This is a genomic window from Tumidithrix helvetica PCC 7403, from assembly GCF_965232925.1.
In the GTDB taxonomy this organism is placed as follows: Bacteria; Cyanobacteriota; Cyanobacteriia; order Pseudanabaenales; family Pseudanabaenaceae; genus Tumidithrix; species Tumidithrix helvetica.
Window position 1 is genome coordinate 57188 of the sequence record NZ_CBDDRA010000009.1, and the last position, 22904, is coordinate 80091.

12 protein-coding genes are annotated in these 22904 nt (G+C 44.6%); 5 read left to right on the plus strand and 7 right to left on the minus strand.

The window, feature by feature from the left end:
• Nucleotides 1-50: 50 nt before the first annotated feature.
• The 5 genes from ACP2WE_RS10425 (at nucleotide 51) to ACP2WE_RS10445 (ending at nucleotide 9725) form a co-directional block, all read left to right on the plus strand.
• Nucleotides 51-1814: a hypothetical protein gene (locus tag ACP2WE_RS10425; RefSeq protein ID WP_425215493.1), complete on the plus strand. Its 1764-nt coding sequence runs from the start codon at nucleotides 51-53 to the stop codon at nucleotides 1812-1814.
• A 113-nt stretch (nucleotides 1815-1927) separates the two neighbouring features.
• Entirely contained in the window at nucleotides 1928-3175 is a 1248-nt protein-coding gene (locus ACP2WE_RS10430; RefSeq protein WP_425215494.1) for a leucine-rich repeat domain-containing protein, read from the plus strand.
• Nucleotides 3176-3275: 100 nt separating this feature from the next.
• Nucleotides 3276-5057, plus strand: a complete 1782-nt coding sequence (locus ACP2WE_RS10435; RefSeq protein ID WP_425215495.1) for a hypothetical protein — start codon at nucleotides 3276-3278, stop codon at nucleotides 5055-5057.
• A gap of 113 nt (nucleotides 5058-5170) precedes the next feature.
• A complete protein-coding gene (locus ACP2WE_RS10440) occupies nucleotides 5171-6181 on the plus strand; it encodes a pentapeptide repeat-containing protein (RefSeq protein WP_425215496.1) in 1011 nt (336 codons plus the stop codon).
• Nucleotide 6182: 1 nt separating this feature from the next.
• Complete coding sequence (locus tag ACP2WE_RS10445; RefSeq protein WP_425215497.1) at nucleotides 6183-9725, plus strand: beta strand repeat-containing protein; 3543 nt, start codon at nucleotides 6183-6185, stop codon at nucleotides 9723-9725.
• Between the two features lie 416 nt (nucleotides 9726-10141).
• Here ACP2WE_RS10445 and ACP2WE_RS10450 read toward each other — a convergent pair whose 3' ends face one another.
• The 7 genes from ACP2WE_RS10450 to ACP2WE_RS10480 form a co-directional block, all read right to left on the minus strand.
• Entirely contained in the window at nucleotides 10142-10450 is a 309-nt protein-coding gene (locus ACP2WE_RS10450; protein WP_425215498.1) for a hypothetical protein, read from the minus strand.
• An 11-nt stretch (nucleotides 10451-10461) separates the two neighbouring features.
• Nucleotides 10462-11742, minus strand: coding sequence for a serine--tRNA ligase (gene serS, locus ACP2WE_RS10455; protein ID WP_425215499.1), 1281 nt, complete (start codon nucleotides 11740-11742; stop codon nucleotides 10462-10464).
• A gap of 164 nt (nucleotides 11743-11906) precedes the next feature.
• Nucleotides 11907-12212: a CAB/ELIP/HLIP family chlorophyll-binding protein gene (locus ACP2WE_RS10460; RefSeq protein ID WP_330485087.1), complete on the minus strand. Its 306-nt coding sequence runs from the start codon at nucleotides 12210-12212 to the stop codon at nucleotides 11907-11909.
• Between the two features lie 120 nt (nucleotides 12213-12332).
• Nucleotides 12333-13850, minus strand: coding sequence for a protein kinase domain-containing protein (locus ACP2WE_RS10465; RefSeq protein WP_425215500.1), 1518 nt, complete (start codon nucleotides 13848-13850; stop codon nucleotides 12333-12335).
• Nucleotides 13851-14228: 378 nt separating this feature from the next.
• Nucleotides 14229-14723, minus strand: a complete 495-nt coding sequence (locus tag ACP2WE_RS10470; protein WP_425215501.1) for a response regulator — start codon at nucleotides 14721-14723, stop codon at nucleotides 14229-14231.
• Between the two features lie 11 nt (nucleotides 14724-14734).
• The gene (locus ACP2WE_RS10475; protein ID WP_425215502.1) at nucleotides 14735-17098 is read right to left on the minus strand and encodes an ATP-binding protein; all 2364 of its coding nucleotides are present in this window, start codon (nucleotides 17096-17098) and stop codon (nucleotides 14735-14737) included.
• A 39-nt stretch (nucleotides 17099-17137) separates the two neighbouring features.
• Entirely contained in the window at nucleotides 17138-22894 is a 5757-nt protein-coding gene (locus ACP2WE_RS10480; protein ID WP_425215503.1) for a PAS domain S-box protein, read from the minus strand.
• Between the last annotated feature and the right edge of the window lie 10 nt (nucleotides 22895-22904).

Sequence of the window (22904 nt, forward strand, 5' to 3'; positions counted from 1 at the left end):
ATTCTTCTCAAACAAGCTTTAACTACAAACTATAAAGGATAATTAAACAAATGACATTTACTATAGATCTTGATTTCAATACTTTCCCTTCTACTCTGTTTGACACCTCTAGTGCTGGCTTAGCTGCAAGACAAGCTGTTAAAGATGCTGCTGTCACTTGGTCTCAATTTATCAAAGATGATTTCGATCCAGTGCCCAAAGATGTCTATATTGATTTGATTGACCCTACTACTGGATTAAAGGCAAAAAATGACCCGCTAGGATTTAAACTCACTTCAGCGATAGACGATCTCCGAATTTATGTCAGTACACAAGCACTTGGTTCTACTCCCGCTTCAACATCTGTAGGTGCTGCTACAAAAGGCTCTCTTTACGCTCTTCCTGGAGTGGATTACGGATATCTTGATGCCAGAAGATATGGTCTAAATGCTGAGCCTTTTGCTGCTTCCATAGCATTCAATTCTCAACTCGCATTTAATGCATCTGGTGTTACCAACGCTAGTCAAAGCGATCTTTATACATTTGCACTACATGAAATTGGTCATGCTTTGGGCTTTTATGTCGATAATTTTGCTAATCCGCCTACCAGCCCCACAGCCTTTGCATACGGGATCAGTAGCGGCAAATTTTATGGTAAGAACCTGTCAAATGGTATTTTGTTAAACAATCCTTTCAGTGGTCACCTTAGCGGTAATTTAGTCAATGGTCAGCCACAAAATTACGCTACAGGTATTGTTGTTGCTTATAGAATCCCTAGAGACCCATTGCTGCCTAACAATACAATAGGAACGAGCCAGTACGATCTTATGGTTTTTGCTCTTCCACAAGGTTCTGATGCTCAAGATCTCGGAATTACTGATATCGATCTCAAGTTTTTAGCAGATGTGGGTTATGACATTAATTATCCTGGCATAAGCAAAATTCCTCTAACTGCTCCAGCCCCTACACAAAACTTCCTTGGCTACATAATTGGTGGAACTATTAATTCTGACACCATCACAGGCAACACAGGCAACGATACCCTAGCAGGTGGACCCGGCAACGACACGCTCAATGGAGGTGGAGGAAAAGATAATTTGTATGGAGGGATTGGAGACGATACGATGACTGGTGGGTTAGGCGACGACACCTACTATGTGGATAGCATTTTAGATGTCGTGACAGAGCTGGCAAGCCAAGGAAATGACACGATTGTAGCTACAGGAGACTTGAGTGTATATAATTTCTTCTCACTCCCCGCAAATCGTCAAAATGTAGAAAAGGTTATCGATTCTACTAACAAAAAGCTTGCTTTATCTAGCGGGAACAACACAGATGCGAATGCCATTATCTCTCTGTACTCATCCGATAAAAATGGTTGGGAAGTGACAACGTTTCTAGGCGGTAATGACGACATTAAAACTAAAGGATTAGGCAACACTACAGTTTCCGCAGGCGATGGGAATGACATAGTCTTTGGCGGGAATGGAAACGATCGCCTCTCTGGTGATGCAGGTGACGACATCCTCGTAGGTGGCAGCGGAAGTGACACTATTTTTGGCGGAAGTAGTAGCGGCTTCAATACACTCGTAGGCTTTGACATTGGCAGTACGACAGGCACACCAATTCTCACACCCAACCAAGTCGATACACTGACGCATTCCTCAAACTCCTCCAATATTTTTGTACTCTCATCAGGCGGAGTCAACGCCTACACAGCAGGAAACGACTACGCCAGAATAGTCGGTTGGACTTCGCAAAGTACCAATCCAGCCAAATTTGACCGTCTCAAAGTTGCTTCCTCTCAGACGAAGGTTATGTTAAGGCTGAATTAAATATAATTTTTGATTAATTTTCCTGAGATAAAAGTGGTAATGTGGAGTGGATCGCTGATGGTTGCGATGCATACAATTACCTTGTAAACAACGCAACTTTGAATAGGTAAACCATGAAAAGATTTTTAACGCTGATAGCTGATAGAAAATTTATTTGGGTAAGAACTCTTTTTGTAGGTGCTTTTGTTGCTCTGATGATAGCGATCGGGATTTCAATTCCTTCGCCTTCTTCAGCAAAAACTTGGCGGCAGGTTAGTGAATTCAATAGTTTTGCTGAGCTATGCCGAAATAAAGAAAGTCTTTCTCCAGTCAGTAAAAATACAGTAAATTATTTACTCTTTCATATGGGCAAAGGAGGTGATTGTAGTCAGTCAGGAAAAGAACTTGCACAGCGAAAATATATTCGACCTAAAACACTAGTGAATTCTCGTGGTGGAACAGAAGTAATCTATGGCGGACCACCAATTTATGATATTAGTCCGCTGAAATTTGCTCCAAATCTAACTGAATTATCTTTGTTAGGCTCGATAATTTGTGACTTTAGTCCGCTTCGATTTTTAACAAATCTAACAAACATTAGTATTCTTGCGATTAAAGATCTCAATGTATTAGCTCCACTCAAAAAACTAACTTGGCTCGAATTTAGTACCTCACTATTTTCTGATATCAACCCACTGAGTTCTCATAACAAATTAACTAAACTAAAATTTTCAGGCATATATATATCGGATATTAGACCACTTGAGTCCTTAAAAAATCTAACCGATTTGGATATTACAAATACATCTGTAAATGATTTAAGTCCGTTGCAATCAATTACAAAACTAACATCACTTAATCTTAAGTGTAATCAAATTGAAGACATCAAACCGCTTCAATCTTTAGTTAATTTGAAATCTTTATCCATACGGAATAACAAAATTGATAGCATTACACCACTAAGTTCTTTGTCAAAACTCACTCATCTTGAACTTGACGACATTCGGAATTTAGATCTTAAGTCACTTCAACCTCTTACGGAACTGACCGAGCTATATTTTCCATTCTCAAATATTTCTGACATTAGTCCATTACAAACTCTAACAAAACTAGTTAGACTCGATCTGAGTTTAAATAATATCTCCGATATTAGTCCGTTAAAGTTTCTAATAAATTTGGAATATTTAATTCTTAATGGAAACAAAATCAGGGATATCACTCCATTACTCTCTTTGCCAAAGCTTAGAGAGCTTACTCTTATTTACAATCCAATTTCCGATCTCAGCCCACTGAAGTCTTTAAAAGCAAGTTACATTGATATCCGAAATGGCTCTATTCCAAGTATTTCTGCATTGAGTACTCGTAGAGATTGCAGCGAGTAAGAAATCAAAATTAATCTTTTGAATCTGAATCCATTAGTTTCTGACCAAGAAATTTCTTGTCTCTCATCAAAACACAAACCTTATTTTGGAGTAATTAATCATGGCATTTCAAATCGAATTAGACTTTAGCAGATATCCTTCAACCTTATTTGGAGGGCAACTAAATGTCAATCTAACGCAATCTCAAGTCGATGCTCAAAAAGTGGTTAAAGATGCTGCTGACACTTGGGCAAAGTTCATCCTAGACGACTTTGCCCAAGTGTCAGAAGGGGTCACAGTTGATTTGATTAGTCCAATCACAGGTTTAAATGACACATTCACTCTCCCTACGGCTATAGATGATCTCCGAATCTATGTAAGTACTGGGCAGACTTCTGCTGGGGCTGAGACCTCTGTTGGCAGTGCTACTAAAGGTTCTTTTATTAGAACTGCTCCTGGAGTGGATTACGGATATTTAGATGCTAGAAGGTATGGCATAAATGCTGAGCCTTTTGTTGCTTCCATACTGTTCAGCAATCAACTCAACTACTTTAGTACATTTGGTGTAGTACCAAGCAATCAAGTCGATCTCTACACGATTGCACTACATGAGATTGGTCATGCATTGGGCTTTTATAAAGATGACAACAACAACCCGCCCATTAGACCAACTGCATTTAGCTATGGAATTTCTGGAAATAGTTTTGTCGGTCTAAACCTTAGTTCTCCTGGAATCCAACTTGAATCCATTAATACAAATGCTGGTTTAGGAAATCATTTTTTTCGCACCTTTGATTCATCTGGCAACGTCAATATAAATAGTGTTAAAGGAATAGTAGTTTCAACTAGATCTCCAACGCTCCGACCTAATGGAGAGGTCGTGACTTACACAAATGCTATTACAGGGCAACTTCAAGACGATTTAATGGGTGCAGGCATTTTAGGCGGTTCGATCGCACAAACTTGGGGAATTACTGATAACGACCTCAAGTTTTTAGCTGATGTAGGCTATAACATTGACAACTCAAAAGTTGATATATCTGGATTTAGTACTACCAACATTCCACTTGATGCCCCTGCTCCAAGTGGAAACTTTCTCGGATACATCATTGGCGGAACCAAAGGTGATGACACCATCAAAGGTAACATCGGCAATGACACTCTTGCTGGTGGACCCGGCAACGATATGATGACTGGCGGACTAGGCGATGACACCTACTATGTGGATAGTATTGATGATAAAGTGACAGAGCAGACAAACCAAGGAAATGACACGATTGTAGCTACAGGAGACTTGAGTGTATATAATTTCTTCTCACTCCCCGCAAATCGTCAAAATGTAGAAAAGGTTATCGATTCTACTAACAAAAAGCTAGCTTTATCTGGTGGGAACAACAACACAGATACGAATGCCATAATCTCTCTGTACTCATCCGATAAAAATGGTTGGGAAGTGACAACGTTTCCAGGCGGTAATGACGACATTAAAACTAAAGGATTAGGCAACACTACAGTTTCCGCAGGCGATGGGAATGACATAGTCTTTGGCGGAGATGGAAGCGATCGCCTCTCTGGTGATGCAGGTGACGACATCCTCGTAGGTGGCAGCGGAAGTGACACTATTTTTGGCGGGAGTAGTAGTGGTTTCAATACACTCGTAGGCTTTGACATTGGCAGTACGACAGGCACACCAATTCTCACACCCAATCAAGTCGATACACTGACGCATTCCTCAAACTCCTCCAACATTTTTGTACTCTCATCAGGCGGAGTCAACGCCTACACAGCAGGAAACGACTACGCCAGAATAGTCGGTTGGACTTCGCAAAGTACCAATCCAGCCAAATTTGACCGTCTCAAAGTTGCTTCCTCTCAGACGAAGGTTATGTTAAGGCTGAATTAAATATAATTTTTGATTAATTTTCCTGAGATAAAAGTGGTAATGTGGAGTGGATCGCTGATGGTTGCGTTGCATACAATTACCCTGTAAACAACGCAACTTTGAATAGGTAAACCATGAAAAGATTTCAAGTTAAACTTCGGCGTTCTTCAATAAAAAAAAGATGGTTGATTGTAATTTTATTACTTATTCTAGTAATAGCTACAGGGCAAATGGGCATCGAGAATGCATTGTCTGAGAATAGAACTCAACCTAGTTACAATCCAACTGATCTCAAACAATGGTTAGAGACTGGCTCTTGTATAAACTGCAATCTGCGAGGAGTTAATCTAAGTGGCAAAAAGGCTTTCAGCCGTTTTGTGAAACGGGAAGATACTTTTTCAAGAGTAGTAGAAACGGGTGAACTTTATCTAGATCGAAGAGCAATAGGGAATAGTATGAATCTTGGCGGCTCCGATCTCAGTGGCGCAAACTTCAGCAATGTCGATTTAAGTGGTGCTAACTTTTCAGGCGCAAAACTTGTTGGCACTAACTTTCGTGGTGCTAAGCTTCATGAAATACAGCTTGGAAGTGCCGATCTACGAGATGCTGATTTTACAAATGCCGATATGAGGTACGTCCAAATTTCATATGCTCAAAGTGTTCCCTTTGCAAAGTTGGCTCGCAAGTGGGTGCTGATTTGGGAACTTTTCCATGTTGGAGCTTATGGGCGTGACCTTAGTAATGAGGATTTTAGCTATGCCATTTTTGAACCAACCCCTCCTCACTCAGAATCACGGATGTTCCCTAATTTTACTGGAGCAAATCTTAAGGGTTCCACTTTTAAGGGATCTACGTTAAATGACTGTAATTTCAGGATGGCAAATCTACAGAATGTTGACTTATCTGAGGCGAAAATACAATCGGCTAATTTTCGTGAAGCCGATTTAAGACACGCAAGCTTCAAAGGCACTCTTGCAGTTGGATTAGACTTCAGTAATGCAGATCTGAGAGACTCTAATTTTGAGAGATTTGTGGGAGCACTAAAAATCCAAGGGGCAAAATTAGATGGAGTAAAGTGTGGAAGTAAGAAAACTGGTGAGAGCTGTTTCCTCTCAAAACAATTTATTATAGATAAGGAGAACTAAAATGGCTTTTAGCATCGACATCGATTTTGATTATTTCTATCAACTCAATCCATCGCCTCTTTTTGACCCTAGTACACCAGATGGACAGAAAGCGCGTGCAACAGTTGTGAAAGCCGCAAATGACTGGGCGCAGTATATTGCCAGCGATTTTATTGATGTCCCTCAGGGAACTAATGTAAAAGTTGCTAACACAGGAGATATTGACTTCCCGAACCCTAATAATCAATCAACAATTACTCTTTCTACTCCAATTCAAGACATTAGGATTTTTATTGGGACAAGAACTAGGGATAGGAATGACATTAACATAGCCCAAACTGCAACTGGTGATGTTCTCAAGCCTCAAAACATTTCGAGTACTGATAACAACGACTATGATTTCTGGAATGCTGCCAGAAATGGGATTAATCGTCAACCTGCCGTAGGCTCTATTACATTTAGTTCTACTAAACTATTCCAAGTTGACTATTCCAAGCCAGTTAATGACTCACAGTACGATCTTTACACAGTTGCTTTACATGAAATCTTTCATATTTTGGCTGCTGAGCGTAACGGGTTCCTATCTAACAAGCCTGCTCTTGCGTATGATGTGAATCTGAAAACTGGAACTACTTTCCTTGGAAGTAATGTAACTTCGGTTGTACCTTTAGCTAATGGAAGAAAAATTACATCCGCTACAGATAGTCACTTTGTCCCTGGGACGACAAGTCCCCCTGTAGGAGGTGGAAACCCTCTGATACCTGAGTTACTTGTTCCTAGCTATCCTCCAGGTTCTAGAAAAGTTATTTCTCAGTTGGACTTAGCAGTATTAGCAGATGTTGGTTACAAGATTATCAATGCTGGGTTCACCCCTACATCAATTAGCCTTACAGCGCCAGTCCCTCTTCTTCTTGTCTCTGGCTACTCTATAGCAGGTACTCCTGATGCCGACATCATTAACGGCAACATAGGCGACGATACTCTTGCAGGTGGACCTGGCAACGACGCACTCAGTGGAGGTGATGGCAACGACAACTTGTATGGAGGGATTGGAAACGATACGATGACTGGTGGGTTAGGCGATGACACCTACTATGTGGATAGCATTGATGATAAAGTGACAGAGCAGGCAAGCGAAGGGAATGACACTATTGTAGTTAAGGCTCTATCGGGAAACTTGAGTGTATTTAATTTCTTTGTAGACCCCGCAAATCGTCAAAATGTAGAACAGATTATCGACCTTACTAACAAAAAGCTTGCTTTATCTGGTGGGAACAACAACACAGATACGAATGCCATAATCTCTCTGTACTCATCTGATAAAAATGGTTGGGAAGTGACAACGTTTCCAGGCGGTAATGACGACATTAAAACTAAAGGGTTAGGCAACACTACAGTTTCCGCAGGCGATGGGAATGACACCATTTTCGGTGGCGATGGAAACGATCGCCTCTCTGGTGATGCAGGTGACGACATCCTCGTAGGTGGCAGCGGAAGTGACACTATTTTTGGCGGAAGTAGTAGCGGCTTCAATACACTCGTAGGCTTTGACATAGGCAGCACGACAGGCACACCAATTCTCACACCCAACCAAGTCGATACGCTGACGCATTCCTCAAACTCCTCCAACATTTTTGTACTCTCATCAGGCGGAGTCAACGCCTACACAGCAGGAAACGACTACGCCAGAATAGTCGGTTGGACTTCGCAAAGTACCAATCCAGCCAAATTTGACCGTCTCAAAGTTGCCCCCGGCACAACAGTCGTTAATGGAGTCGATCAATTTGGACAAACTGCACTAAATATTAGAGATCCTAGTGGTGAAGTCATAGCACACCTCGTAGGAGAAACCACATCAAGCTTCTCCACAAGTTCGTTCGTTTTCGATAACGATGTCAATATCTTTCCGCTTACCGAAACCATCACAGAAAATGCCCCCAGTGGTTCGGCATTTCGTATAAGCAGAGCAGGCTCCACAACTTCTGCATTAACCGTAAATTACACAATTAGCACTGGTTTAGGGCAAGCAGCTCAGGGCCCAGACTACAATGCCAACTTCACGGGCAGCATCACGATTGCCGCAGGCAGTGCCTTTGTCGATTTACCCCTCTCTCTAATCAATGATTTCATTATCGAAGACATTGAGGATATCTCTCTAAACCTTACACCCTCTGGCTCATATAGCCTTGGAATCTTATCTGAGGCAATACTATCGATTATCGACGACGATCGCGTCAATCTTTCTGTAAATACCACAACAGCAAGTGAAAACGGTCAAACCGTAATTACGCTAACTGCCACAAATTCAGGCACTGTAGTTGGAGATCAGACCGTTGATATATTTTACTCAGGTACAGGCATCGATGCCAATGACTTTACAGGCACAATTCCCACTCAAATCACCATTCTTAATGGGCAAACCACTGGTTCCGTTTCCTTTGTGGTTAACTACGACACAATTACCGAAGGAACAGAAATCGCAACCTTTACCATTGACAACCCCACAATAGGAATTGCCTTGGGAAGCACGACTAGCCAAACTGTAAGCATTTCAGATAGTCGCCTTAAAATGAACGTGAATGGAACCTCTGGAAATGATACGTTTACATTGGGAACAAATCCAGCCCTATTTCAATATCAACCAGGCGATTCTGTATTTGGCTTGGCGGGAGATGATACCTATGCGATCGATACTAATTATCCAGTTCAAATCTTTGAAAACGCTGGTGCTGCTTGGGGCATCGATACTGTCCAATCTTTAGTCTCCTTTAATCTGCAATATACACCTAATGTTGAGAATCTTACGCTTACAGGATCTAGCAATATCGAAGGTCGCGGGAATACTTCTAGTAATGTAATCATAGGAAACTCAGGGAATAACTTGCTGACCGCAAGTACAAATGCGGCGGATGGTCAGGTTGACATACTCCAAGGGGGGGTAGGCAATGACACCTATTATGTTTACGAAGATTACAATCTAGATAAAGCGATCGATACAGTTGGAACAAATCTGATTTATGCCTATAACACCAACTACGATATGGGTGGTACGACAGCAGATTTAGTTGATATTCGCCTTTATCAGGGAACTGGCATTATTGGAGGCGGCACGAGTACAGCTAACTATATTTCTGGAAATGCTCAAGCCAATATACTCAGAGGTTATGGCGGCAATGACACGATCGCTGGTGGGGCTGGAAATGACTTCATTGACGGTGGGGCTGGGAACGATGCACTCGCAGGAAACAACTTAGGTCCAACGAGTATAACTGAGCAAGACACTTTAAAAGGTGGTACTGGAGCCGATGCATTTGTTCTCGGTTATGGAACCAGTATCTTTTATTTGGGCGGAGGAGCAAACGACTTTACGTCGATTCAAGACTTTAACCCTACAGCAGAGGGCGATCGCATTTATCTTGGGGGAGGACCTAGCGGAGGCTATACGCTCAACAACCTCAGTGGTGGAAATTACGATCTGCTCCGCACCTCAGGTGCAGACTTGATTGCTAAAATCACGGTTACAGATGGTTCTGCTCTGACGCTTTCGTCTAGTTTCTTTGGCTAGTTTCTGATTGCCAAGCTAAAGAATTCATCGTAGTTGTAATTTCCCTCTGCTTAATCCCTCAGATTTGTCAGAGGGATTTTTGTTTTTATAGTTCTAGCATTTTAAAAAAAAGATGCGTTGCCTCATTTTTTTTAAAAACCGCGCTCAGCACGGAATCTAAAATCTGATCTGTCGCAAATATTTAGGAAATCGGTATTACCTCCGAAGGACAGGTAGAAGTTCTCAATGGATAGTTGTCTCGGGGTGGAACGACAATACATAAAATTTCACTTGTCCAAGGGTTTTGCTTGTTTTGGGCGCTTTTTCTTGTACTTTATCAGTTCTCGAGATCTTTGAAAACCTTTTGGTTTGTCTGTTTGAACTTTTTTCAGCAAACCCTAATTAGGTTGAAGATCGAGAAAGGTAGATTATGAAACTTACCGATTCCAAAGCTTTACGCCTAGGAAATAGAGAAAGATTCCCCAAAGCAGACTATTCAAAGGCAATGTTACGATCGCCAAAATATCGCTCAAAGTCTTAGGCAGATGACCCAAAGACTTAGAAAAGAGGATTAAAAGCCAGCCTAGGGGAAAGAAAAAGATGTATGAAAGCAGATCTAAAAAGCGATCGCCTAGAGATGCATTGCTAAAGTATTCTCCCCCTTTAGCTAGGTTCCAAATGACAAGGAACAGCGAAAAGAGCAAATGAACCAGCGAAATCCCCAAAACGATCGACTTTCTTTTCATCGCTTCAGAGCCTAAAGATACTCCCTGCCCATAATTGGTTGTAGGACTTCAGGTAGCTTGATACGACCATCGGGTTCTTGATAGTTTTCCAAAATTGCCGTCATGGTTCTACCTACAGCCAAGCCCGATCCATTGAGCGTGTGCAGGAATTCCGTTCCTTTTTTGCCCTTGCTCTTAAAGCGTAAATTGGCTCGACGGGCTTGAAAATCTCCAAAATTCGAGCAGCTAGAAATCTCGCGATATTGACTTGCCGAAGGTAGCCATACCTCAAGGTCATAACACTTTGCCGCACCAAAACCGATATCGCCCGTACAGAGTTCGACCACACGATAGGGAAGCTTTAACGCTTGCAAAATCGCTTCCGCATCTTCTACTAGGCTCTCATGCTCTTGGGCAGAGGTATCGGGATGCACAAACTTGACCAATTCCACTTTATTGAACTGGTGTAAGCGAATCAGTCCTCTGGTATCTCGCCCATAGCTCCCTGCCTCTCGTCGGAAGCAAGGCGTGAAAGAACAGTGGCGAATCGGAAGCGTCTCCCCATCGAGAACCTCATCGCGATACAGATTCGTTACAGGGACTTCTGCGGTGGGAATTAACCAGAGATCGTCTTCAGCGCACTTAAATGAATCTTCGGCGAACTTAGGTAACTGCCCCGTACCGGTCATGCTGGCAGTATTCACCAATACAGGTGGAAGTACTTCGATATAGCCCTTAGCCGTATGGGTATTGAGCATAAACGTAGTAATCGCGCGTTCTAGTTGTGCCCCTGCACCCAAAAGGGTCACAAATCGCGTCTGGGCAATTTTGACAGCACGTTCAAAGTTGACAATCCCTAGTTTTTCAGCAATTTCCCAATGGGGCAAGATATCTGTTCGCGTCGATTTATATTCATCGCCCCAGCGCCGCACTTCCACATTGTCGTTTTCGCTTTTGCCGACGGGTGTGGTTTGGCTCGGTAAGTTGGGAATGTCTAAGAGGAGTCGATCGATTTGGTCGCGCAGGGATTTTTCTTGGGGTTCTAGACCTGCAATTTCCTGCTTGATCTGATTTGCCCGTTCTTTAAGGGTTTGGATTTCTTGCTCTTGCCCGCTAGAAGCCGATCTCATCATTTGTCCTACCTGTTTGCCAATTTCATTGCTTTCGGCCTGTAGGTGCGATCGCTTTGTCTCTAATAAACGAATTTCTCGATCGATCTCGACAATTTTGCCAATATCGTGATCGCCACCTCTAAGATTAAGGCGGGCTTGGACTTGCTCGGGCTGCGATCGAATTTGCTTGATATCTAACACGAACTTCTAAACTTTTCCTTGTAAACTTTTTTAGATGTAACCACTTTATCGCAAACAATAAAAAGAGCGCACTACTGCACGCTCTTGAATGGAATTTTGTTTTGATATTTCATTTTTACATCTCTTTGGGTTTAGACAAAAGAGATACGAGAGAGGTGAGAAATTTAGCTGGCGCTTTCTTGAGGTGTTGCAGTTTCTTCTAGCTTGACAACCTTGATCGCGTAGTAGCCAACCATTGTTGCGATCGTAAAGCCTGTGAGAAATAGAGCCACGAGCAAACCACCAGCACCTGTGATGCCGATCTGAGCCAAGATGCCTTTGCCTGTGACGATTTCATTTGCCAAACCAGCCGCAAAGCCGATCATTGCCATGCGTCCATTCCACGTTTCGGCAAAGTTACTAAACCCAATAATGCCATCACCTGTGGGGTTAACGTTAAGCGCTTTTAAATCGATCTTGGTTGCTGTCATGGTGAGATTTCCTATTCCGTCGTTGCATTTACAAATCTTTATATAATGTTGGCTTTTTTGTAAATAAATGTAAATCTACCGTCAGAAGCATTTCAAACCAAGGGCTTTTTAAGAAATTGCCTAATTGTCCTTGCAAACCTGTAGGCGATAGAACAAGCGATCGATCGTGTTAAATCCTTCCCAATAGCAAAGGCTGGGTAAATGACCTTTAGGCGCATCTAAACGGAATGTAAGATCTTGATACTTCAGCCACTTGGGCGATGACGATAGCGCCGAGAGCCAAGATTTTTTTGTCCATCCCACGCGATCGCTAAATTTAAGATAGGTCTTTGCTAACTGCCAGTAGTTCTCTTCGGAATAAAGCAGCCCGCCGCCTAAGCCCTCCCAAATTTCTTTTTGTACGCTAAAGCTAAAATGTCCGTTGCTATAGGTTGTCCATAGTCGATCGATCGCGAACAACTCAGCACAGGGAAATTTGGTAATGTCCTCTCCCCGTAAGTTCGATATGTTCTCTTTTTTAGAGATTTTGAGAATTAGATAATTGGTATGTCGATCTGCTTTTTGCCAACTTCCCTTGGCGAGGAATTCCTGTAAAGTAAAAAATTCCGCATCGTTAACTCCCTTCATGCCCAAGGGCAAAGCATCGGGATCGCCCAGTTGCACTTGAGCTTCAGGAACGGAATTGAGTGTGAGTATAGGATTTGCATCGAAATTCGCATTGGGATTCCCTTGGATATTCACCAAAGGGATAGTGTTGGCATAGGGAATCTTTAAATCTTGCAGGATCGCGATCGCGGAGGGATAACGTCGTGCGATCGCTCTCTCCAGCATTCGATCTAGAACTCGAACCAGCGTTTCAGAGATCGGTGTAACCACCCGCGATCGCCACATCCATACATCTTCGCGATCGTTATAGAGGTCAAAGGGTGGAAGATTGGTAAGTAAATGAATGCAAGTAACGCCCAAACTATAGAGGTCGCTTTGAAACACGGCTTTGCCTCTGGCTTGCTCAGGCGCGACATATTCCGCACTACCGATCGTTGTACCTGTTTTGCCAACCATGGCAGGATCTGCGAACACCTTTGCTGCCCCAAAATCCACAAGCACATAGCTTCGATCTTCTTGCCGTTGAATAATATTTTCGGGTTTGATATCGCGATGAATGACGTTGCGATCGTGGATAAACTGAATCACGGGTAGTAAGTTCGCCAATAAACCCAGAATTTGTTGTTCGTTAAATGCACCAAATTGGGTTAAGGCTTGGCGCAGGTTTTGCCCTTCGATTAGCTCTTGGACTAAATACAGACAGCGATCCTGTTCAAAATAGGCGATTAGCTCTGGAATTTGGGGATGTTTGCCCAATGCTTGCAGTTGCTCTGCTTCTCTTGTAAACAACTCTGTTGCCTTTTGTAATGCTCGATCGCTCTGCACCTGCGGCAAAAACTGCTTAATCGCACAGAGGCGATCGAACCTGCCCAGATCTACCGCGCGAAAGGTTCGACCCATACCCCCTTGGGCGATCGGTGCGATCGCACGGTACAGCCCCTTAAGTACTAACCCAGCCCCACAGGTTTGACAAAACTTTAAACCTTCTGGGTTCTGCGGCTTTGGACAATAGGGATTGAGGCAGTAGCTCATTGCATTGACAAGGTTTTAAGAATCAACTTTCCATTCAGTTTAACGAATGACAAGATTCTACGCGTACTTATGCGCTCTGGTCTACACAAACGATCCTGCGATCGGTTCGGGCGGAATGTAGGTTGAAGGTAAAGTAAAGGTAAATAACGTCAGTCGATCTAGCCCCCTAAATTCCCTAATTCTGGGGGACTTTAAGAATCCTTCCCCAGAATTGGGGGCTAGGGGGCGATAAACCTTTGATTTAATTAAGTTTGACGACTTGCGTGTATACCTTAGCCTCGCAGGAGAGGGGCTTGAAAACCCCATTTTTTCTTGTTCCTCCCTCATCTTTTAGGTAAGGGAGGCTGGGAGAAAGAGGTTCATCGAATTCACGTTATCTTAGGGACTGAGTAGAGCGTGGTAGGGTAGGACGGCAAAATGAAACCAAAATTGAAATAATGATTGAATAGCCTCTTGCATTTCAGCGGTTCCCATTGCCTTTAATAGATAGCTGTTAGCACCGTAGCGGTAGCAAGTTTCGATATCCAGCGTATTACTAGAGGTGGTCAGCACGATAATGGGAATCATCTTGAGTGTTGGGCTTTGCTTGACCTGCTTGATAATATCACGCCCGTCGGTACTAGGTAAATTGAGGTCGAGCAGGATGGCAACAGGTAGGGGAGCATTTAGATTTTCGTAGACCTCTTGGCGAAACAGATAATCTAATGCCTCATCTCCATCCTGGAAACGTAAAAAATTAAAGGGCGATCGCGTTAATCGGTTTAGATTGCGCGTAGCACGCAAAAAAGCATAAAAGTCTTCATCACTGTCTTCAACAATCATAATGACTGGACTGTTCAGATCTTCCCAAGGTGAATCGAGTAGCCTTTGCATATCAGAGTTTGTTAAACGATTACGGTCGGTACTTGGATGGGCAACGTAAACCAGAATGTGGTTCCTTTGCCGTAGGTGGATTCTACGCGAATCGAACCGCCGTGGCGTTCGACGATTTTTTTGACGATGGTTAGCCCTGCGCCAGTACCCCCACCATATTTTCCCTGCGCATGTAGGCGTTTGAAGATGCGAAATACCGATTCCAAATGCCGATCGCGGATGCCAATGCCATTATCTCGAACGTAGAGTGTCACCATTTTATTGTCTGGGTCGCTCAAATCGAGCCAGCCAATTTCTGCATATTTTTCATGGCTATCGTTGTATTTAAAGCCATTGGAGATCAAGTTGGTAAAGATCTCCCCGACGAGGACGCGATCGCCCCAAACCAAGGGTAACGGTCTAGGAATCCGAATGGTACATCCAACCCACTGAGGGTTCATTTGAAACAGCTCACTCGTATCGTCGAGCAATTGGTTGAGGTCAATTTGCCGCATTTGCAATTCTTGCCGCCCCAGTCGCGAGAACTTGAGCAAGGATTCGATCAAGGATTCCATGCGTTTAGTCAGACGCACCAAGGTATGTAGTTTCTCAGCCCCATCTGCTTTTAGGATATCTTCGTAGTCTTCCAACAGAAAGGTGGCATAGTTGTGAATGCCGCGTAAAGGTTCCTTTAGATCGTGGGAAGCAATGTAGGCAAAAGCATCGAGTTCTTTGTTACTGCGTTCCAATTCTAAATTGATACTGGCAAGCTCGTCTGCTTGTCGCAACACAATATCGACGATCGCTTGCCGCAGTTCGATCGCTCCTTCAATTTCACAGGGTAACCAAGGACTAGACTTGCACTGCACAATTTCCTGCCATGCCTCAAAGGACTGACGCGGAAAAATCATCAAACTTCCATCTGCTTCCACCCGCTTTGGCTTTTCGGGATTCCCTGCCCAAGTAACGGTTTGTAAAAGCTCTGGACGGAACCAAAGGATATAGCGACGTTGAATCTTAGAGATGGCAACCGCCAGCAAACCGCTAGCAACGCTTTTGTAAGCCTCTGCTTCAGGGTAGAGTTTGGCTAAGGCATCTGTAACAAACAGATCGCGCTCAAAGCGATTCTTTATTTCCTCATTGAGAACGGGATTTGTACTATCAACCAACCAAGCGAGAAGGGTTGAGATATCTTCTTGTGTAGGGGTTTGCCCTATGAGTTCGATATCTTCCCCTTGGCAAACGGCGGCTCCCCGAGCACCTGTCAGATTTAATAACATTTCAGGTGCAGTTGTCAGCTCTGCGGCAAAGTCTGTGGCTCTGCTTAGGCGTTCGATAAATTGCCCTTGGATGTCCTTGAGTTGCAGTTTGTAGTCGAGGTTTTCGTTGTTTTCCTTGGCTGCCAGCTCTGTGGACATTAACTGCCCTAAAAACTCACAGACAGTACGGGCTTCGTAGGGGATAAATTTTGGCGTGTTGTGATGACAGGCAATCAGTCCCCACAGCTTTTGTTGCTGAATCAGAGAGATCGACATGGACGCGCCAACTTCCATGTTTTTGAGGTATTCGATATGAATGGGAGAGACCGATCGCAAGGTGCAATGACTCATGTCTAAGGGAGATCGAGGCTCCTCTGAAAGCAAGGCTGCGCTAGTCAGTAAACCGATCGCTTGGTAGTTGACATCAGGAACTAGGCGCAACCAATTGAGTGTATAGAGGTGCTTTGCCTGCTTGGGAATGTCGGAGTCAGGATAGTGCATTCCCAGAAAAGGTTCTAAATCTGGTTGCCTGTCTTCGGCGATCACAGTGCCTTCGCCTCGCTCGTTAAAGCGGTAAACCATAACGCGATCGAAGCCTGCGATCTGCTTGACTTCACGCACGATTAGATTACATAGCTCGGTCAGATTTTCAGCCATCTGAATTTTGGCGAGCGTGCCCTTGATCTGGCGGTAAAACTGAAAAAAATCTTGCTCGGCATCGGGAACCAATGGCTCTAGCTCTAGTACGATCTCGCCGCTTAAAGCGCGATGCACAATGCCGTTAAGGCACATGGGTTCATTATCCCCGATCGCAAAGGTAAGGGGGAGAGGGTTGATATGCTCGAAACTGAGATCGAGGCAACCGCGAACAGCATCAAGGCGATCGCTGGCGATGAAATTTCCTAAGGGGCGATCGAGCAGATCCTCAGGCGCAATTCCTAAAATCTCCTGGGTATTTTGACTCACCTGTACGATCTGAAGATCGGGTTCGCTCAAGATCAGCAAAAACCCGTGGGGCTGAATGGAGCCGGGAATATGGATGGGTTCGCGATCGCAATTGGTGAGGTTAACGGGTTCAAATTCGTTAAGTGAGTCGTTAAGCGTGTCGCTAGCTATCTGCTTGGAAAACTGGTTCATGCCCACTCTCTTGTGCGAGGAAACCCTCGTTGTGTCTTATCATGTTACTGCTAAAAGCTGTTGGATTGTCGCCACCAACTGCTTGAGCTTGATCGGTTTTGCAATGTAATCATTGGCTCCCGCCTTTAAACAGCGATCGCGATCGTCAGCCATGGCTAGGGCAGTGAGCGCCACGATCGGTACGTTCGCCAAGTTTGGATCGCGACGAATATGTTGCATGGCTTCTAACCCATCCATCTCAGGCATTTGAATATCCATTAAAATCAGAGCTGGATGTTCCGCCTTTGCCAAAGCGATCGCCTCACGTCCGTTGTTCGCCACAATCACGCGATAGCCCACAGCTTCCAGATAACTCGAAATTGTATTGACATTGGCTGCATTGTCTTCGGCAAGTAAGATCGGGGGAGAGTTGACTGGTTGAGGCGAGGCGATCGCTGTAAGATTTTGTTCGCGATCGTTAGGAGAAGTTGAGGTTGTCCGATCTTCAATCTCGCAGATGTAAGGTAAGCGGACTGTAAAGCAGCTACCTTGACCGAGTTCGCTGCGAAGACTAACATCTCCCCCATGCAGTTCGACGATGCGTTTTACCAGTGCTAGACCTAATCCAGTACCTTCATATTGCCGATTGAGAGCGCTATCAATTTGGACAAAAGGTTGAAACAGCTTGGCTTGATTGGCAGCAGAAATTCCAATACCTGTATCGATCACAGAAATGCAGAGAAAGAAACCGTTCTCTGGAAGGCAGGTTTCTGGTTCAGCATGAAGTTTAGGTGGCATTGTTGGATGATTTACCTGTATGCGCTCGGCTAAATCGATCTGCATCGGCTCGCGATGTACTTCTAGGGTCACTTGCCCACCAGCAGGCGTGAATTTTACGGCATTGGTCAAGAGATTGATCAACACCTGCCTGATCCGACGTTCGTCCAAAATTATTTCTCCTAGATTTTTTGGCAGGGTCGAATTTAGTTGAATCTGTTTTTTAAATGCTTGTTGTTTGATAAATACCAGACTCGATTGGCAAAGCTCAGCAATCGAAACCTTTGCCGTCGTTAGTTCTAGCTTACCTGCTTCAATTTTTGAGAGTTCCAGAATGTCATTGATTAAGCCCAATAAATGCTGACCGCTACGTTCGATCGTCGCAATCGATCGCTTTTGGCGATCGCTCAGATCGCCAAATACTTCTTCTAGCAATCCCTCGGACATCCCTAAAATTGCATTGAGGGGGGTGCGAAGTTCGTGGCTCATATTGGCTAGGAACTCATCTTTAAGCCGAGTAGCGCGGATGAGTTCGGCATTCGATCTCTCTAAACGGTGTTCGTATTCTTTACGATCGCTGATATCCACAATCACACAAATGGTTTGGTTGTCTGTGCCAGGGAGCAGGGCTGCCCCGATCAGGATCGGAACGCGGCTACCATCCTTGCGATAGTATTCCTTTTCCCAAGGGGCGATCGCGCCATGCTCGGTGAGGTATTCGATCGAAGCGAGATCGGATTGTGCGTACTCAGGTGGGGTCATGGTATCCCAACGAATTGCCCCAGCATTTAGTTCTGCTCTGGTGTAGCCAATAATCTCTAAAAAACGATCGTTGGCATTGACAATCTGTCCCTGAAAATCAGCAAATACCATGCCGACTACGCTGGAGTCAAACACCCGACGGAACTTAGTTTCGCTAGCCTGTAGGGCAATTTCGGTTTGCTTGCGATCGCTAATGTCCCGCGAAATATTCACAAGAATCAATTCACCTTGCCACTCCATCGATCGCCGAGAAATCTCAACAGGAAATATGGAACCATCTTTGCGGCGATGGAGCGTTTCAAAAGTAGATTCGTTCAATGAATTATCTTTGAGAATTTCGGGAATTTCTTCAGGAGACCATTGGGCATCCCAGTCAGCAACATTAAAGCCAACCACTTCAGAAGGGGTGTAGCCTAGCATTTGCGCAAATCTGTCATTAAATTCCATCAGATTGCCGTCCAAATCTAAAATATGGATGCCATCGGAAGATGCATTAAAGATTGTATTTCGCCGCCGCAGCTCCTGTTGCAACGCTAGTGCAGCCTGTTTGCGATCGCTGATGTCGTGGAGAAACCAGATCCGACCGTAATACTCGTCAGCCGAATGAATGGGGCTAGAATATCGTTCGAAGGTTCGTCCATCAAGGAGGCTAATTTCATCTCGGCTGACCTCCTGAGGATGGTCGTACAGGTATTCAACCATTTCTAGAAACTCGTTCGGATAGGTGAGTTGCTGTAAAGCAAAGGAAATGAGTTGGCGATCGTCTCCATCCACAAATAAGGATTCAGGAATGTTGCATAGGTTCAGAAACCGCTGATTATAGGCAACTACCTGACGATTTTCGTCAATTACGAGAATGCCATCAAACGAAGCTTCTTGCTGAGCCGTTAACAGGGCGTTGTTCCTTTGTAGGTTAGCAACAGTGCGAGCTAGTTCGGCATGAGATTGCATCAGTTGCTCGTTCGCAGTTTGCAGTTGCGCTTCAACCTGTTTGCGATCGCTGATATCCGTTAAAATCCCTTGGGCACCGATTGCAATACCTTCGGAGTCTAAGATCGGTGTGGTGTTGACGCTCACCCAAATATAGCGACCATCTTGGTGGAGATTGCGAAATTCAAGATTGTTATACTTTTGCCCAGATCGAACCGTCTCGAAATATGCTCCAAACTTTAACTCCAAATCTTCAGGATGTACGAGATCCATACAGGATCTGCCAATCCATTCATCGGGCTCAAAGCCAAAAAGCGTTTTAAATTGAGGCGAGAGATAGTTAAATAAGGCATTACGATCGGACGACCAAATCAAGTCATTCCCATCTTCGACCAAACGGCGGAATTTAGCTTCGCTCTCTGCTAATTCGATCTCAATCTGTTTGCGATCGCTAACATCCGATAAAATTCCCTGTGCGCCAATCGCTTCCCCTTCTAAATTGATAATGGGTGTGGCGCTGGCTCTCATCCAGATGTAGTGGCCATCTCGGTGACGATGTCTGAACTCAGGATTAATCGACTTTTTGCCAGATTTGATGTCCTCTCTATGCGTAGTAGCTACCAATTGACGATCGTCTGGATGCAAAAGATCGATCAGCGACTTGCCAATCCATTCACTGGGTTCCCAACCAAAGAGTGTTTTAAATTGCGGTGAGAGATAAGTAAGCATACCCTCTTTGTCGGCTGACCAAATCAAATCGTTAGCGCCTTCCACCAAGCGTCGGAATTTCAATTCACTGTTAGCTAATGCAGCTTCAATCGCTTTGCGATCGCTGATATCCTTCATGAAGCAATGATGCCCTGTAAAGTTACCGACTTCGTCATAGGCAGCAATCATGTTGACTTGCTTGTAAAAGACCGATCCATCTTTGCGAACACCCCTTGCCTCTACTTCTACCTTGTTGGTATGGAGCATTTCTTGATAGGCTGATTCTAACAGAGCGATGTCCTCTGGATGGACTGTTTGAAACCAAGGCATCCCAATCATTTCCTGAGGTTCGTAGCCGCACAAGCTGGCATAGGCAGGATTTACAGAGAGATAGCATCCATCAATGCCCAGTCGAGAGATTCCATCTACCGCATTTTGCAGGGCAGAATTTAATTCCTCTACTTTGGTTTCAATTTGTTTGCGCGCTGTGATATCTATCAAAGTACCAATATAGCCAACTACGCAACCATTTCCATCGATTTCTGGTGCTACCTGAACGTAGAACCAATTGATACTACCATCGGGGCGTAAATGCCTTCCTTCTCCATGCTCGAGAATTCGATTGCCTGACTTCACTCGAGTGTAATCTTTAGTCCAATAGGCGACAAGACTCTCGCGATCGTCAGGGTGCAAAGCATCCATCCATCCTCTTCCAAGGGCTGATTCTGCGGGTCTACCCGTCATTTCGCTCCAACGAGCATTGACGTAGATACAGTTCAAGGGTACATCAAATCGGAAAATTGCCACTGGAGAAGCCGTAGCTAAGGCAGCATAGCGATGTTCGCTCGTGCGGAGGGCATTCTCGGCTAGTTTGCGATCGGTGATATCCGTTTCAGAACCACTCATACGAATAGGCTGCCCAGCCCGATCGCGCAATGCCTTACCGCGATCTAAAATCCATCGATAGGAGGCATCTTTGCACCGCACTCGATACTCCACTTCAAAAAATTCGGTTCTCCCAGCAAAATGATCGTCAACCGCCATCATCATACGATCGTAGTCATCTGGGTGCACTCGACTCAGACATTCATCAGGTGTATCGCCAATCTCATCGCTGTTAAAACCTCGCATTTGCTTCCAGCGATCGGAATAGAAGACTTTATTAGTTCTCAGATCCCAATCCCAGATGCCATCGTTTGTACCCTTTAGGATTAGCTGCCATCGTTCTTCACTGGCTTGCAAGGCAGTGGTACGTTCCGCTACTTTCCTCTCCAGTGACTGATTTAACGTTTCCAATGCCTGAGTCGCCCGTTCTCGCTCTAGTTCGGCAGCAGCACGGACAGCAAAAACGCGCAGGATGTTTTCTGCTTGCTGTAGGTTTTGGATCGGTTGCTTGCTGAGGATGCATAGATTGCCGATCGCATTACCATGTATATCATTCAAAACTATGCCCAGATAGCTCTGTGCTTGCAGTTCAACCAAGTTTAGAGCGTCGGGGAACTGCTCTTGAACTAAGGACTCGCAATAAAATTTGCCGTCCTGTAATGTCCGTTCGCAGGGTGTTTTAGCAAAAGCATAAGAAAAATTGGGTTGCAGGGTATCGTTTGCCCAAAAAGCTAGGGTATGAAGTTCGTCATCTACCTGTTCGGACACAAGGGCATAGGGAACATTCAAAGCTTTGGTGAGGTGTTTCACTAAGGCAGGGAAAAAGTCCTCTCCAGTGGTGGTGGCAGTGCCTTCAATCAGGTTTTGGAGCGTGGTTTCTGCCTGCTTGATTGCAGTCAGGTTGTGGGTCGTAATCACTACCCCTGTAAGCGTACCATCTAGCTCGAAATAGGGATGGAAAGTGGCTCTGATAAATTGACGTCCACCATTCTTATAGTCAAACCAAGTCTGACATTGTTGGGGTTCACCTGTGAAGCAGCGATCGACCAAGGGTCGAATCTTGTTTTGAAAAATCGTTTCGCCATGTAGATCTGCGATCGTACATCCGAGCATCTCTTCTGCTGTTTTTCCATGCCGATGCACGTAGATATGGTTGACCAACTGATACACATAGTTGCGATCGACGAGGGCAATGCCATCGTTGGTGGCAGAAAACACCCGCTCGTACTTGCGGAGAAGGGACTCTGGTGGTTCGCGATCGCGACTCTCGTTCAGATTTTCCACATCACCCGCTAGATCGTGGGAATCTGAGACCTTTGCAATTTTAGATAGCTCCAGTTGGTCGATCGCCTCGATCAGACTTGCATGGGTCACTAACCCCACCAAACGATCCTGTGCGTCCACAATCGGTAAATGCTGAATGCGATGCTGCTGCATCAGATTTATAGCACCAAAGAAATCGGTAAAATCAGCCTCGCGCATTGTCAAGACAGGCGATGTCATCACCTCGCGTACCGCGATCGTATCGAGCGATCGCTGCTGGGCATTGAGTTGTACTATCAGGCATAATAGATCCCTTTCCGTCAAAATACCGACCACCTGCTCGTTTTCCACCACCAGTGCCAGTCCATTGAGGCGATCTGGCTGACTCTCAATAATTTCCTGCAAGACGGCATCGGGCGCAACAACAAAGGGGGCGCGGTCGATCGCAGTCTGGATGTCGATTTGGGTGAGCGGAATTGCAGCAGTTTTCATAAATCCCTCG

Excerpts from the sequence above, each read along its gene's own strand:
- ACP2WE_RS10425 (WP_425215493.1), top strand. The coding sequence starts at position 51 with ATGACATTTACTATAGATCTTGATTTCAATACTTTCCCTTCTACTCTG.
- ACP2WE_RS10480 (WP_425215503.1), bottom strand. The coding sequence starts at position 22,894 with ATGAAAACTGCTGCAATTCCGCTCACCCAAATCGACATCCAGACTGCG.
- ACP2WE_RS10445 (WP_425215497.1), top strand. The coding sequence starts at position 6,183 with ATGGCTTTTAGCATCGACATCGATTTTGATTATTTCTATCAACTCAAT.
- ACP2WE_RS10475 (WP_425215502.1), bottom strand. The coding sequence starts at position 17,098 with ATGAACCAGTTTTCCAAGCAGATAGCTAGCGACACGCTTAACGACTCA.
- ACP2WE_RS10440 (WP_425215496.1), top strand. The coding sequence starts at position 5,171 with ATGAAAAGATTTCAAGTTAAACTTCGGCGTTCTTCAATAAAAAAAAGA.
- ACP2WE_RS10435 (WP_425215495.1), top strand. The coding sequence starts at position 3,276 with ATGGCATTTCAAATCGAATTAGACTTTAGCAGATATCCTTCAACCTTA.
- ACP2WE_RS10465 (WP_425215500.1), bottom strand. The coding sequence starts at position 13,850 with ATGAGCTACTGCCTCAATCCCTATTGTCCAAAGCCGCAGAACCCAGAA.
- ACP2WE_RS10470 (WP_425215501.1), bottom strand. The coding sequence starts at position 14,723 with ATGCAAAGGCTACTCGATTCACCTTGGGAAGATCTGAACAGTCCAGTC.
- ACP2WE_RS10450 (WP_425215498.1), bottom strand. The coding sequence starts at position 10,450 with ATGAAAAGAAAGTCGATCGTTTTGGGGATTTCGCTGGTTCATTTGCTC.
- ACP2WE_RS10460 (WP_330485087.1), bottom strand. The coding sequence starts at position 12,212 with ATGACAGCAACCAAGATCGATTTAAAAGCGCTTAACGTTAACCCCACA.
- ACP2WE_RS10430 (WP_425215494.1), top strand. The coding sequence starts at position 1,928 with ATGAAAAGATTTTTAACGCTGATAGCTGATAGAAAATTTATTTGGGTA.